Origin of the sequence: Gordonia sp. VNK1 (assembly GCF_040049135.1) — a bacterium.
Lineage (GTDB): Bacteria > Actinomycetota > Actinomycetes > Mycobacteriales > Mycobacteriaceae > Gordonia > Gordonia oleivorans.
Genome location: NZ_JBDZDJ010000043.1, coordinates 1 through 11,410, shown reverse-complemented (window position 1 = coordinate 11,410; position 11,410 = coordinate 1). Strand labels below are relative to the sequence as shown.

General features: G+C 64.8%; 12 protein-coding genes and 3 pseudogenes. 10 read left to right on the top strand and 5 right to left on the bottom strand.

All coding sequences use genetic code 11. From position 1 onward, the window contains the following. Positions 1–447 precede the first annotated feature (447 nt). On the bottom strand, positions 448–1,056 hold the full coding sequence (locus ABLE94_RS25905) for a TetR/AcrR family transcriptional regulator (protein WP_005201328.1): 609 nt from the start codon (positions 1,054–1,056) through the stop codon (positions 448–450). Positions 1,057–1,305: 249 nt separating this feature from the next. Between ABLE94_RS25905 and ABLE94_RS25900 the strand changes: the two genes are divergently transcribed. Genes ABLE94_RS25900 through ABLE94_RS25890 form a run of 3 tightly spaced genes read left to right on the top strand, consistent with a single transcriptional unit; the run spans position 1,306 to position 5,542 of the window. Next, positions 1,306–3,078: a GMC oxidoreductase gene (locus ABLE94_RS25900; protein ID WP_005201331.1), complete on the top strand. Its 1,773-nt coding sequence runs from the start codon at positions 1,306–1,308 to the stop codon at positions 3,076–3,078. Further along, positions 3,075–3,833 carry an MlaE family ABC transporter permease gene (locus tag ABLE94_RS25895; protein ID WP_348810277.1) on the top strand — a complete coding sequence of 253 codons (759 nt, stop codon included), beginning with the start codon at positions 3,075–3,077 and terminating at the stop codon, positions 3,831–3,833. Before ABLE94_RS25900 ends, ABLE94_RS25895 begins: the two co-directional genes overlap by 4 nt. Continuing rightward, positions 3,830–5,542 carry an aldehyde dehydrogenase family protein gene (locus ABLE94_RS25890; RefSeq protein WP_006369840.1) on the top strand — a complete coding sequence of 571 codons (1,713 nt, stop codon included), beginning with the start codon at positions 3,830–3,832 and terminating at the stop codon, positions 5,540–5,542. The genes ABLE94_RS25895 and ABLE94_RS25890 overlap by 4 nt, the downstream gene beginning before the upstream one ends. Positions 5,543–5,600: 58 nt before the next feature. Here the strand turns inward: ABLE94_RS25890 and ABLE94_RS25885 are convergent, their stop codons facing one another. Then, positions 5,601–5,861 carry a hypothetical protein gene (locus tag ABLE94_RS25885; RefSeq protein ID WP_010844852.1) on the bottom strand — a complete coding sequence of 87 codons (261 nt, stop codon included), beginning with the start codon at positions 5,859–5,861 and terminating at the stop codon, positions 5,601–5,603. Positions 5,862–6,311: 450 nt separating this feature from the next. On the opposite strand from ABLE94_RS25885, the gene ABLE94_RS25880 reads away from it, so the two are divergent. The 4 genes and pseudogenes from ABLE94_RS25880 to ABLE94_RS25865 form a co-directional block, all read left to right on the top strand. Then, positions 6,312–6,857: a cytochrome ubiquinol oxidase subunit I gene (locus ABLE94_RS25880; protein ID WP_005201356.1), complete on the top strand. Its 546-nt coding sequence runs from the start codon at positions 6,312–6,314 to the stop codon at positions 6,855–6,857. 23 nt (positions 6,858–6,880) lie between these two features. Then, entirely contained in the window at positions 6,881–7,180 is a 300-nt protein-coding gene (locus tag ABLE94_RS25875; protein ID WP_006369839.1) for a transposase, read from the top strand. Continuing rightward, a pseudogene (locus tag ABLE94_RS25870) lies at positions 7,158–7,793 on the top strand (DDE-type integrase/transposase/recombinase); the annotation flags it as partial. The gene ABLE94_RS25875 and the pseudogene ABLE94_RS25870, both read left to right, overlap by 23 nt. Before the next feature lie 50 nt (positions 7,794–7,843). Continuing rightward, a pseudogene (locus tag ABLE94_RS25865) lies at positions 7,844–8,434 on the top strand (transposase); the annotation flags it as partial. A gap of 632 nt (positions 8,435–9,066) precedes the next feature. Here the strand turns inward: ABLE94_RS25865 and ABLE94_RS25860 are convergent. The 3 genes from ABLE94_RS25860 to ABLE94_RS25850 all read right to left on the bottom strand — a co-directional run bounded on the left by ABLE94_RS25860 (position 9,067) and on the right by ABLE94_RS25850 (position 10,490). After that, positions 9,067–9,525, bottom strand: a complete 459-nt coding sequence (locus ABLE94_RS25860; RefSeq protein ID WP_010844958.1) for a hypothetical protein — start codon at positions 9,523–9,525, stop codon at positions 9,067–9,069. An 82-nt stretch (positions 9,526–9,607) separates the two neighbouring features. Beyond that, a complete protein-coding gene (locus ABLE94_RS25855; RefSeq protein WP_026920504.1) occupies positions 9,608–10,249 on the bottom strand; it encodes a Mu transposase domain-containing protein in 642 nt (213 codons plus the stop codon). Beyond that, a complete protein-coding gene (locus tag ABLE94_RS25850; protein WP_240524022.1) occupies positions 10,239–10,490 on the bottom strand; it encodes a hypothetical protein in 252 nt (83 codons plus the stop codon). Before ABLE94_RS25850 ends, ABLE94_RS25855 begins: the two co-directional genes overlap by 11 nt. 123 nt (positions 10,491–10,613) lie before the next feature. Between ABLE94_RS25850 and ABLE94_RS25845 the strand changes: the two are divergent. The 3 genes and pseudogenes from ABLE94_RS25845 to ABLE94_RS25835 form a co-directional block, all read left to right on the top strand. After that, positions 10,614–10,766 (top strand): annotated as a pseudogene (locus ABLE94_RS25845) (helix-turn-helix domain-containing protein); the annotation flags it as partial. Between the two features lie 35 nt (positions 10,767–10,801). Further along, entirely contained in the window at positions 10,802–11,092 is a 291-nt protein-coding gene (locus ABLE94_RS25840) for a transposase (protein WP_005195137.1), read from the top strand. Then, positions 11,089–11,410, top strand: a 322-nt coding sequence (locus ABLE94_RS25835; RefSeq protein WP_348810276.1) for an IS3 family transposase, incomplete at its 3' end; no start/stop codon positions are given. The genes ABLE94_RS25840 and ABLE94_RS25835, both read left to right, overlap by 4 nt.

Below are 11,410 nucleotides of genomic sequence, written 5' to 3'. Positions count from 1 at the left end.
CGTCCGAAGCGCACGGTCGTTACAAGTCAGCCAGCATCGCCTACGCGGCAATTCTCAGCCACACCTCAACGTCTGCCGCCTCGCCGAGGACACCAGCCGGTTCGTTCTAGCCACCGTTATGGCCGCCATGGTGGGGTTCTCGAACAGTCTCGGCGAGGAAGTCGGTCGTTATGGCATCGGAGTCTCACTCGTCTGCCCTTCGGAGGTCAACACCGACTACTTCGAACGGAACGATGCAGACATGGGGTGGTACCCCCGGATGTCGCAGTGGTTTCCGGTTCTGGAGCCCGAAGACGTCGCTCGACGAACTGTCCGGGCGATACGCACCAACCGGCGTGAGGCCATCTTTCCCTGGGAATGGCGCTGGCCACCTGGCTGCACAAGCGATTCCCGAAGATGGGGATCAGTGTTCTCAAAGCGCTCGGCTTGGCTTGTTCCGTCCACGCGTCATCCCGCCGGGGGAGCTGGCGGGCTTGCGAACAAGGCGAGAATGACAGCGTGGATCTGCACGACGGATTCGGCACGCGAACCCCGGAGCTGGAGCAGGTGGCTCACGGTGAGTCGTACGAAGATCTCGGTGATCGACTCCAGCGCGAATTCGTCGAGATCGGGCTTCCGAGAACGGATCTGATCGGCTACCACCTGCGTCGCCCGCCCGAGGACGACCTCTGAGTCGACGGTGACCAGCGACAGGAGTTCGCCGCCCTGGAGTCTGCCCGAGATGATCGACATCAGAAGCTCGTTGTCCTCACCAAGGGTCAGTGTGCGCTCCGCGGCGGCTGTGAGTCCGTCAACGATGTCCTGTTCGTCCGCGATGCCCTCGACGACCCCGTGGAGGAAGCGGTCTGCCTCGCGTGCGATCAGCGATGCCGCAAGCTGATCCCTGGTCCCGACCTCGTTGTAGAGGGTCGTACGGCTGATTCCGACCTCGCGCGCCACCCGGGACATGTTCACCGCGGACCATCCCCGTTCCACCACGAGATCGCGAGCGGAGTCGAGTATGCGATCGCGCAGCAGGTCGCGTACTTCGTCGTGGAAGCTCGGGGGCGTAGCCATGTGTCCATCATGCCCGAATTGGCATGCAGGCCTAAGGCGCCCGCCTGAGTGTTTGACACATTAGGCAATTACGTGTAGAAACAATACAGTTCATCTCACAGTGTCAACACACTGTGTCCGGCCGCACCGCCCCGCTTGGCCAGGACGGACAGAAGCGGCGACCGGCACACGGTCATCACAGGGACGTGTTCCTGTAGAGGCTCAATCAGCCACGTAATACCCACGCCCACAGACGATTGCGAGCATCCAATGAACGCTGAGGCGAGCGAGAAAGACACCGACTACGACGTCCTGGTGATCGGCTCCGGGTTCGGCGGCAGCGTCACCGCCCTTCGCCTGGCAGAGAAGGGCTACCGGGTCGGCGTTCTCGAAGCCGGCCGCAGATTCGACGATGCGGACTTCGCCAAGACCAGCTGGGACGTTCGACGATTCCTGTGGGCGCCGAAGCTGGGTGCGTACGGGATTCAGCGCATCCACCTACTTCGCGACTGTGTCATCTTGGCCGGGGCGGGAGTCGGGGGGGGCTCTCTCAACTACGCCAACACCCTTTACCAGCCGGGATCAGCATTCTTCGGCGATCCGCAGTGGGCGCACATCACAGACTGGGAAGACGAGCTGACGCCCTACTACGACCAGGCGCGTCGCATGCTGGGCGTGGTCACCAACCCGCACATGACGCCTGCCGACGAGATCATCCGGTCGGTGGCCGACGACATGAGTGTCGGCGACACGTTTGTCCAGACTCCGGTCGGGGTGTACTTCGGCGAGCCCGGTCGTACCGTGTCGGATCCCTACTTCGGTGGGGTCGGACCGGATCGCACCGGCTGCATCGAGTGCGGCGAGTGCATGACAGGTTGCCGTCACGGTGCCAAGAACACGCTGCTCAAGAACTACCTCGGGCTCGCCGAACGCGCTGGAGTGGTGGTGAATCCGCTGACCACCGTCACCGACGTGCGTCAGCGACCCGATGGCTCCTGGACAGTCGACACAGTCAAGACCGGTGCCTGGATTCGTAAGCGCGAGAAGGCGTTCACCGCTCACAATGTCGTCTTCGCGGCGGGTACCTGGGGTACCCAGCAGTTGCTGCACAAGCTCAAGGACTCCGGCCGCCTTCCTGAGCTCTCGACGCGACTGGGCGAGTTGACCAGGACCAACTCCGAGTCGATCCTCGGGGCCACCCGTTACCGCGTCGACGAATCCCTCGACCTCACCAAGGGCGTGGCGATCACGTCGTCGTTCTACCCCACGCCGGACACCCACGTCGAACCCGTCCGATACGGCAAGGGCTCCAACGCGATGGGGTTGTTGCAGGCGCCGATGACCGACGGCGACGGACGGTTGCCGCGATGGCTGCGATTCATCGGCGTCGCGCTCCGGGATCCACTCGCCACAGCACGTGTCCTGGCGGTGAAGGGCTGGAGCGAGCGGACCGTGATCGCACTGGTGATGCAAAACCTCGACAACTCGATCACCACTTTCACAAAGCGCGGTCTGTTCGGTCGCCGGCTCACCAGCAAGCAGGGGCACGGCGAGCCCAATCCCACCTGGATCCCCGCGGGCAACGAAGCCACGCGGCGCATCGCCGAGAAGATCGGCGGCACCTCCGCCGGAACGTGGGGCGAGGTGTTCAACGTGCCGATGACCGCACACTTCCTCGGCGGATGCGTGATCGGGGACGATGAGGACAACGGTGTGATCGACCCATATCACCGCGTGTACGGCTATCCGTCGCTGAGTGTGGTCGACGGTTCGGCCGTGTCCGCGAATCTGGGCGTCAACCCGTCGCTGACCATAGCTGCTCAGGCCGAGCGGGCCGCCGCGTTGTGGCCGAACAAGGGGGAGAAGGACCTTCGCCCGATCCAGGGTTCGGGTTATCGGCGCATCGAGCCCACCGAACCCCGGTCGCCGATCGTGCCGGTCTCGGCGCCTGGAGCGCTGCGACTGCCCATCATTCCTGTCCGTCGAGTGGCAGACGAGAAGATCTCGCGGGCCGCAACGCGTGAGAGCTCCGACGCCCGATGAGCGCACTCGCCCCCGAAACAGCGCTCCCGGAACGACGCCAATCGTCAACGCTCGCACCGGTTCTCAAGAAGGCGCGCCACGGTACCGAAATGGTCGGCGACTTCTTCCTCACCTTCTGGGGCATCGTCAAGATGCTCCCACGGCGTCCCTTCCAGTGGCGTGAGCTGGTGGCGCAGGCGTGGTTCATCGCGAGCGTATCGATTGTCCCGACCATGCTGATGTCGATCCCGTTCTGCGTCATGGTGGTGTTCCAGATCAACGTTCTGCTGAACGAGATCGGTGCGATCGACCTGTCCGGTGCGGGCGCGGGTGTGGCCGTCATCCGAGAGATCGGACCCATCGTCACGGTTCTCGTCGTCGCGGGCGCAGGTGCCACCGCGATCTGCGCCGATCTCGGTTCGCGCACCATCCGCGAAGAGATCGACGCCATGAAGGTGCTCGGTATCGACCCGATCCAGCGACTCGCAGTTCCGCGCGTGATCGCCTCCTGCGGCGTCGCGGTGTTCCTGAACGGCCTGGTGACCGCCATCGGCCTGGCCGGGGGATACGTGTACGGCGTCTTCCTCCAAGGTGCCACGCCGGGTCAATACATCACCGCGATCCCGATCCTCACCGGAGGGGCCGCGACTCGACGGCAGCCGCATTCGCGTCCAGATGGCCAAGGACGGCGATCGCTGGAAGATCTCCGAATTCACACCGGTGTAGCCGCGGAAACCCTGAGCCATCCACACCACACCATGGAGAACAACTCATGACTCTCACCACCGATTTCACCACAGTCGCGGAGCTCGACAGTGCGCTGCTACGACTCAGCGCAGGCGAGCGCCGGTGGGCAGACCTCCCGCTGACCCGGCGCGCCGACCTTCTGCAACAGGTGGCGCACCAGGCGGCCGAGCAGGCATCGGATTGGGTTGAGGCCGCGTGCCGTGCGAAGCGGATCTCGCCCTCATCGCCGCTCGCAGGCGAAGAATGGCTGTCGGGGCCGTACCCGGTCATCACGAACGCTGCCACGCTGGCCCGTTCTCTGCGCGACCTGAGCTGCGGCGACAGTCCCATCGCCCACGTACCGACTTCCGTCGCTCCCGGCGGTCGTGTTGCGCTCGACGTCTTTCCCCATCAGATCTGGGATCGGCTACTGCTGTCGGGCGTCTCGGCCAAGGTCTGGCTGAAGCCGGGGGTGAGTGTCACCCAGGCGCGGTCGGCGGCGGGATTGGCGCAACTCGACCCCGCGACGACGCACGGCATGTCAGTCGTCCTCGGCGCCGGCAACATCACCTCGATCGCCGTGCTGGACACCCTGTACGAGCTGATCGCGCACAATCGCGTCGTGATCCTCAAACTGAACCCCGTCTTGGGCGAGATGTTCGACGCGATCAACGCCGTCCTGCGACCCCTGTCCGAGCGCGGCTTCGTGGAGGTCGTCAGGGGCGGTGTCGAGGTCGGCTCGTATCTCGTCGATCACCCGAATGTGGCGCATGTCCACATCACCGGAAGCTCGGCAAGTCACGACGCCATCGTCTTCGGCACCGGCCCGGAAGGCGAGGCCCGTCGCCGGGCCGGCGTACCGAAGCTCGGCAAGACCATCACCAGTGAACTCGGCGGCGTATCACCCACCGTCGTCGTCCCCACCGGGTGGTCGGCCAAGGACATCCGTTTCCAGGCGGAGCACCTGGCCACCCAGCGTCTGCACAACGGCGGCTACAACTGCATCGCCGCCCAGGTTGCCGTGATCCCGTCCGAGTGGTCCAAGAAAGGGGAGTTCCTCCGGGAACTCCGCGACCAGATCGACAAGGCTCCCGCGCGGCCAGCCTATTACCCCGGAAGCGACCAACGGGTCGCCGCGGCAGCCGACCGGCACGCCACGGCCAACGCACGCGAGAACGGCCGGCTGCTGATCGAGGGGCTCTCACCGGACCAGGTGGCCGAGGCCTTCACCGTGGAGTACTTCTCGCCCGTGCTGGCCGTCGTGGAGATCCCCGGAGACGGGATTGCCTACCTCCGGGCAGCGAGCCGCTTCGTCAATGAGCGGCTCGAGGGCACTCTCGGCGCCAACGTCTTGGTGCACCCGAGATACCGCCGCAAGCTCGGTCGAGAGTTCGAGTGGTTCGTGGAATCGCTCCGCTACGGCACGATTGCGATCAACGCGTGGACGGGGGTCGGTTATCTCACCGCAGCAGCACCATGGGGCGGCTTTCCCGGTGCGACCCTCGTCGATGTCGAGAGCGGAATCGGATTGGTACACAACGCATCACTGGTGGACGACACAGAGCGCACGGTCGTGACCGGCCCGTTCCGCCCGCTGAGCCGATCTCTGATCACCGGCCAGCTGTCGATCACGCCGAAGCCGGCGTGGTTCGTCAGGAACACGCATGCGCACCATGTAGGCCGAAAGATGGTTGCATTCGCGGCAGATCCGAAGGCCACCCGGCTGCCGTCGCTCTTTGCGTCCGCCTTACGCGGCTGACGCACCGCGCGCAGCGAGGTGCCCCGTCACGAAGCGTACGGGGTGTGGTGCGTCCACCTCAGGCCGGCTCGAGCGCCCGCTTGGCCTTCTCCAACGCGGCGAGCGTGCGCAACACGGAGTCGCGCTTCGCGGTCAGGTCGGACACCTTGGCCTTGCCACTCAAGCCGCCATCCTTCTGCGCGACCTGCAGACGTTCCTCGATCTCGGTGAGCTGCGCCAGGAGGCTCTGCGCCCGGCTCATGAGCTCGGCGCGGTCGGGTCGTGAGACGTTCGCCGGCCCGGCGACGCCGGACCTGACATTCTGCGGCTTGGTGGCCACCGCCTTCCCGCCTGCCTTCGTGGGCAGTCGTCGTCGCGGTTCGACGCTTCGCCGCCGGGAAGCAGCAGGGGGAGTCTGCGTGCGCGTCTGGTTGAGCACCGTCCGCGCCTCTCGCCGCGGAACTCCGCGATTTCGTCGGTGGACGAGCACCACACGCAAACACTCGAAGTGGTTTCGGTCACGAACGCATCGGCAGCAGCGGGATTCACGGGGAAAAGAGTACGAAACAAAGTTTTTCACCCGGAAATCGGGTTTCCGGTACACCGTATCCCGCCGCTGACTTGACCCGCCGGACCGTCCCCGACGCGCTGTTCATCGTCGTCGAGCAACTCGGACCCACCCTCGTCGTTGCGGACACGAGCTCGAGCCGGCGGCGGGGCAGTGGCGTTTACCGGCCACCCCCGGCGGGAACCTCATCTGCGTGCGATTACCTTCGGTACAGATGACGACGTGTCGGGCTGGAACAACCGGCCCTGCTCGACGGTGACGACCGTGTACCTGGCCGAGGCATTGCTGGTTGTGGCGGAGGGTCAGCAACCTCCGGGTCTGATGCCGGCCCGGCAGCAGATGGCGGTGTCCCTGGGCTGGCACATCGTCCTTGCGTGTTTCGGGGTGGCGTTCCCGACGATGATCTTCGTGATGCGCCGTCGCGGCATCGTGCGCGACGGCCCTGTCGCAATGGGACTGGCCCGACGGTGGGCCAAGGTGTCGGCAGTGCTGTTCGCGATCGGCGCGGTCTCGGGCACGATCCTCAGCTTCGAGATGGGTCTGCTGTGGCCCGGTTTGATGGGCCGGTTCGGTGACGTGCTGGGATTGCCATTCGCGTTCGAAGGGCTGTCGTTCTTCGTCGAGGCGATCTTCCTCGGGATCTACCTCTACGGCTGGGACCGCATGCCGCCTCGACGCCATCTGCTGATGCTGATTCCGATGGGCATCGCCGGGGTCGTCGGGACGTTCTGCGTGGTCTCGGTCAATGAGGTTCCCCCCGAACCGTAGAGGCATCGATAGTGAGGAGCACGATGCCAGAGAAGCGGAAGAAGTACGACCGGGAGTTTCGTGATGGGGCGGTCCGGATCGTCGAGGAGACAGGTAAGCCGATCGCCCAGGTCGCTCGAGACCTGGGGGTCAACGAGGGCACCTTGGGTAACTGGGTCAACCGGGCGCGCGCCGAGCGGGAGGGCCGCGGCGAGCTGACCGTTGATGACGCTGCTGAGCTCAAACGGTTGCGTGACGAGGTCGCTGAGCTGCGCATGGAGCGTGATGTCCTCAAGCGATCAGTGGTCCTGTGGGTGAAGGAGGCGGGCCCAATCCCCGGGTGAGGCAACGGGTTTGCACATCACCCGGGGCTATCGCCGGGACACCATCGACCGGGCCGTGGCGGTGGCGTTCGACAAGGCCCGCGGCCTGCACGGGTCACCGCGCCTGCATGCGGATCTGCGTGCTGACGGGTGGACGGTGACCGAGAAGACTGTCGCTGATTCGATGTGTCGTCAGGGCCTGGTCGCGCGGCGGATCCGCCGGCGCAACGGGCTGACCCGTCAGGACAAGACCGCCCCGAAGTTCCCCGATTTGTTGGGTCGCGATTTCACCGCACAGTGCCCCGATCAGCGGTGGGTCGGCGACATCACCGAGATCCCGACCGCGGCGGGCAAGCTGTATCTGGCCACGGTCATCGACCTCTACAGTCGCCGCCTGCTGGGGGCGGCCACCAGTCGTCACCCGGATGCAGCGTTGGCGTGTGCGGCGATCGAGATGGCGGTCGCCACGCGGGGCGGTATGCAGGCGATATGGCGTGATGACGATGCGCAGAAGCTGATTTTCCACACCGATCGTGGGTCGACGGGCGGATTCAACTGGTCGTCGCAACACCCTGATTCTCGGAGGTGTGCGGCGTGGTTACAGCGGACTGGAGCAGGAAGACCAGCGATGTGCCGGTAGGTGTTCGTCGACAGTGGCGTGCTGATCGTGCACTTCGGCCGGCGATGCGATCGCCGGGGCGGCCGGAGCCGTCGCGGCAGGTGCAACGTGAGTTTTGGCGGGTGGTCGCGACGGGGGTGAGCACGGCGCAGGCATCGATCGCTGTCGGTGTGTCGGTGCCGGTGGGTACACGGTGGTTCCGCCACGCTGGCGGTATGAGGCCGCTGAGTCTGGATGAGCCTTCGGGCCGCTATCTATCCTTCGCGGAACGGGAAGAGATCGCGCTGCTTCGCGTTCAGGATTGTGGGGTGCGTGAGATCGCACGGCGGATCGGGCGCAGTCCGGCCACGATCTCGCGTGAGCTACGGCGCAACGCCGCAACCAGGAGCGGGAAGCTTGAGTATCGGGCGTTGGTGGCGCAGTGGAAAGCCCAGCAGGCCGCCAAGCGCCCGAAAACAGCGAAGCTCGTGGCCCACGTCGAGTTGCGGGAGTACGTACAGCACCGCCTGGCCGGCGTTGTCCGCCGTCCCGATGGCACGATCGCTGCGGGCCCCACGCCACCACCGTGGAAGGGGCTCAACAAGCCGCACCGTGCCGACCGGCGGTGGTCGCCGGCGTGGAGTCCAGAGCAGATCTCCCAGCGTTTGAAGGTCAAAGTTCCGGCCCACGATCGGAGCGGTGTACCGGCCAGCCGGCCAGTGGATGTTTCGTCGTTCTGTCAGGGTGTTGCGGATCTCCTGGGTGGGCTCAGCGCTGTCGGGAAGGCGTCCGCGGACTCCTCGCGCCAGGGCCGAGGCCACAATGTGGCCATCAAGTAGCAGTCGGGCAACCCGGGCATGGACCCGGTCGTTCCCACTGAAGCCGTTGGGAAGCGTCATGCTCTGCCTTGTATATGCGAGGACTGCGGCCAGGTCCTCAGCGAACCGGTAGACCATGAGTTGCTCTTTCAAGTCGGGGTCTTCGTTGTCAACTTCGTCGCTAGATCGGCCGTATTTGGTCAGGAATCGGCCGTCGATGTGGAACTCGACCTCTTTGGATGTGCGAAGGCCGAGAAGAACTTTGAACAGTTCGGCGACAGAGCGCGGACTGAGCCCGCGAATCTTGTATCCGACGTCCATCGACGACGCTTGGCCGGACGTGGCTCGATACGGAATCTCTGCGGCCACCGTGAGCCGGCTCCCACAGAACGACATCACGCTGGTTAAGCCGTGAGTTCCTTGGCGGACCTCCGTGACCGTTCCTTCCTCGGCGGCTACGACTTCACCGTCCTCGAGGAACCGGATCTCCATTAGCATTCCAACCGCTGGGCTGCGGTCTGTTCCTGCTCGAAGATCTGCCGGGTGCGTCGGTAGTGGTTGAGCGTCAACCATCGGTCCACTTCGGGATAGTCGATGAGCATCTGATTGAGCTCTGCGCGACCCATCCATCCCACAGTGGGTCGACGTTTCCCCGCTGGAGTGAAGGCTTCGGGCAGGCGTCTTATGTAGCCCTTCTCGGGGGTGGTGAAGTTGCTGCATGGGGCTACCAGAACCCATTCGTGCGGCTCCTGTTCCTTCACCGCCCGCACGAAGGACTTCTTGACTTTGTCTCGACGTCCCACGAACCCGCCGGACATGCCCTCGGGGTAATACTTCAACTGGTAGATAACGAGCCGGCCGTCGGGGTAAGTGACGGAGACGTCCACGCCTCCGTCACCGCCTCGTCCGTTCACGACGTCGACCTCGGCGACGCGCCGGAATTTCCGCATCACAATGTCTCGACGATGCGATCGAACCACGGTGACGTGTGCGGTCTCAGGAGATGCGTGACGTCGTGTTCTCGGGAGATGCTTACCGGCGGTGGGGCCGGTGGGCGTTGAAGTTGCGAATGGTCTTGGTGGTGGTTCGTGCGTGCAGTGACAGTTCTCTGGCGCCGTCGAGCACTCGTAGGTGGTGATCGTCGACGATGATGGTGACGATGGTGCCGGCGTAGGTCGGACTGACTCGGAGGCGTTGGCCGGCCACCATGATCTGACCGCTCTTGGGAACCCGGCGCTGCACGCTCTGCGGCCCTGACGGTGGCGCAGGCGGCAGCGGGGTGCTGGCTTCCCGAACTCCGGTCAAGCGGCGAATATTCTCTAGGTCAAGAGGATTGGGTAGCGTCTTGATCAGGTGGGTGCCGTTGGTCGCGTGGATCAACTCGCCGTCGATCCGCAGGGTGACCCGGCTGCCGGCCGTCACGACGCCGAGGGCGAGTTCATGTCCACGAACAATGACGATGCCGTCGCGGTTCGCGGTCCGGTCGATCTCGATAGCTCGCGGCCGATGGGTGGCGGTGGAGGTGTCGAACGCGGCTTGCGCCGGTCTGGGCCGGCCCGGGCGGGTGCCGCGGGCGCGGAGTCGTTGCAGGTCTGCGGTGGTCAGCTTCGACCGGACCGTCTTGATCACGATGTCGTCGCAGATGATGTACACGCTCGACAGGTCAGCCCACATCACGACACTGCGCTGCGCATAGTTTCTTTCCGACCCACACCTGTTGCACACCGGCAATAGTCACTACACCGGACGGCGGCACGACAGTGTCGAACTCAATGGCGGAACTCGACTGATCGGCCACGGTTGGAGCTGGCCGAACGACTTCGGCTTCCGGTCGGATCTCGGCACCAACAGGCTTGCTGGGCATGGTGTCGGGATCGGTGCTGCGACTGCGGAACACGCTGGCAGGGGTGGCCATGTTCAGCGACTGATGCGGTCTGCAGGTGTTGTAGGCGTGGACCCATTCGTCGATAGTGTTGACGGCGCCTGAAAACTGACCCCCTGACGACGGGTGAATTTTGACCCCCGTCTTGTTAGGAGGGTGATTTCAGTGGAGCAGTGGGCGGAGATCCGCCGTTTGCATCGCAGTGAGGGTGTGCCGATCAAGGAGATCGCGCGCCGGTTGGGGGTGGCCCGTAACACGGTGCGGGCGGCGTTGGCCTCAGACACCGCGCCGAAGTACTCTGAGGTTCCCCCCGAACCGTAGAGGCATCGATAATGAGGAGCACGATGCCAGAGAAGCGGAAGAAGTACGACCGGGAGTTTCGTGATGGGGCGGTCCGGATCGTCGAGGAGACAGGTAAGCCGATCGCCCAGGTCGCTCGAGACCTGGGGGTCAACGAGGGCACCTTGGGTAACTGGGTCAACCGGGCGCGCGCCGAGCGGGAGGGCCGCGGCGAGCTGACCGTTGATGACGCTGCTGAGCTCAAACGGTTGCGTGACGAGGTCGCCGAGCTGCGCATGGAGCGTGATGTCCTCAAGCGATCAGTGGTCCTGTGGGTGAAGGAGGCGACGAAGTGAGCGTGGCACGCTTTATCGCCGACCAGAGGACCAACTATCGGGTGCCACACGCGGTGTCCTGCCGGCTGCTCGGGGTCAGCGAGGCGTGGTTCTACAAATGGCATAAGCGGACCCAATCGCCGGGTGCGGCAACGGGTTTGCACACCACCCGCGACTATCGCCGGGACACCATCGACCGGGCCGTGGCGGTGGCGTTCGACAAGGCCCGCGGCCTGCACGGGTCACCGCGCCTGCATGCGGATCTGCGTGCTGACGGGTGGACGGTGACCGAGAAGACTGTCGCTGATTCGATGTGTCGTCAGGGCCTGGTCGCGCGGC

Excerpts from the sequence above, each read along its gene's own strand:
- ABLE94_RS25905 (WP_005201328.1), bottom strand. The coding sequence starts at position 1,056 with ATGGCTACGCCCCCGAGCTTCCACGACGAAGTACGCGACCTGCTGCGC.
- ABLE94_RS25900 (WP_005201331.1), top strand. The coding sequence starts at position 1,306 with ATGAACGCTGAGGCGAGCGAGAAAGACACCGACTACGACGTCCTGGTG.
- ABLE94_RS25895 (WP_348810277.1), top strand. The coding sequence starts at position 3,075 with ATGAGCGCACTCGCCCCCGAAACAGCGCTCCCGGAACGACGCCAATCG.
- ABLE94_RS25890 (WP_006369840.1), top strand. The coding sequence starts at position 3,830 with ATGACTCTCACCACCGATTTCACCACAGTCGCGGAGCTCGACAGTGCG.
- ABLE94_RS25875 (WP_006369839.1), top strand. The coding sequence starts at position 6,881 with ATGCCAGAGAAGCGGAAGAAGTACGACCGGGAGTTTCGTGATGGGGCG.
- ABLE94_RS25860 (WP_010844958.1), bottom strand. The coding sequence starts at position 9,525 with ATGCGGAAATTCCGGCGCGTCGCCGAGGTCGACGTCGTGAACGGACGA.
- ABLE94_RS25855 (WP_026920504.1), bottom strand. The coding sequence starts at position 10,249 with ATGTGGGCTGACCTGTCGAGCGTGTACATCATCTGCGACGACATCGTG.
- ABLE94_RS25850 (WP_240524022.1), bottom strand. The coding sequence starts at position 10,490 with ATGGCCACCCCTGCCAGCGTGTTCCGCAGTCGCAGCACCGATCCCGAC.
- ABLE94_RS25840 (WP_005195137.1), top strand. The coding sequence starts at position 10,802 with ATGCCAGAGAAGCGGAAGAAGTACGACCGGGAGTTTCGTGATGGGGCG.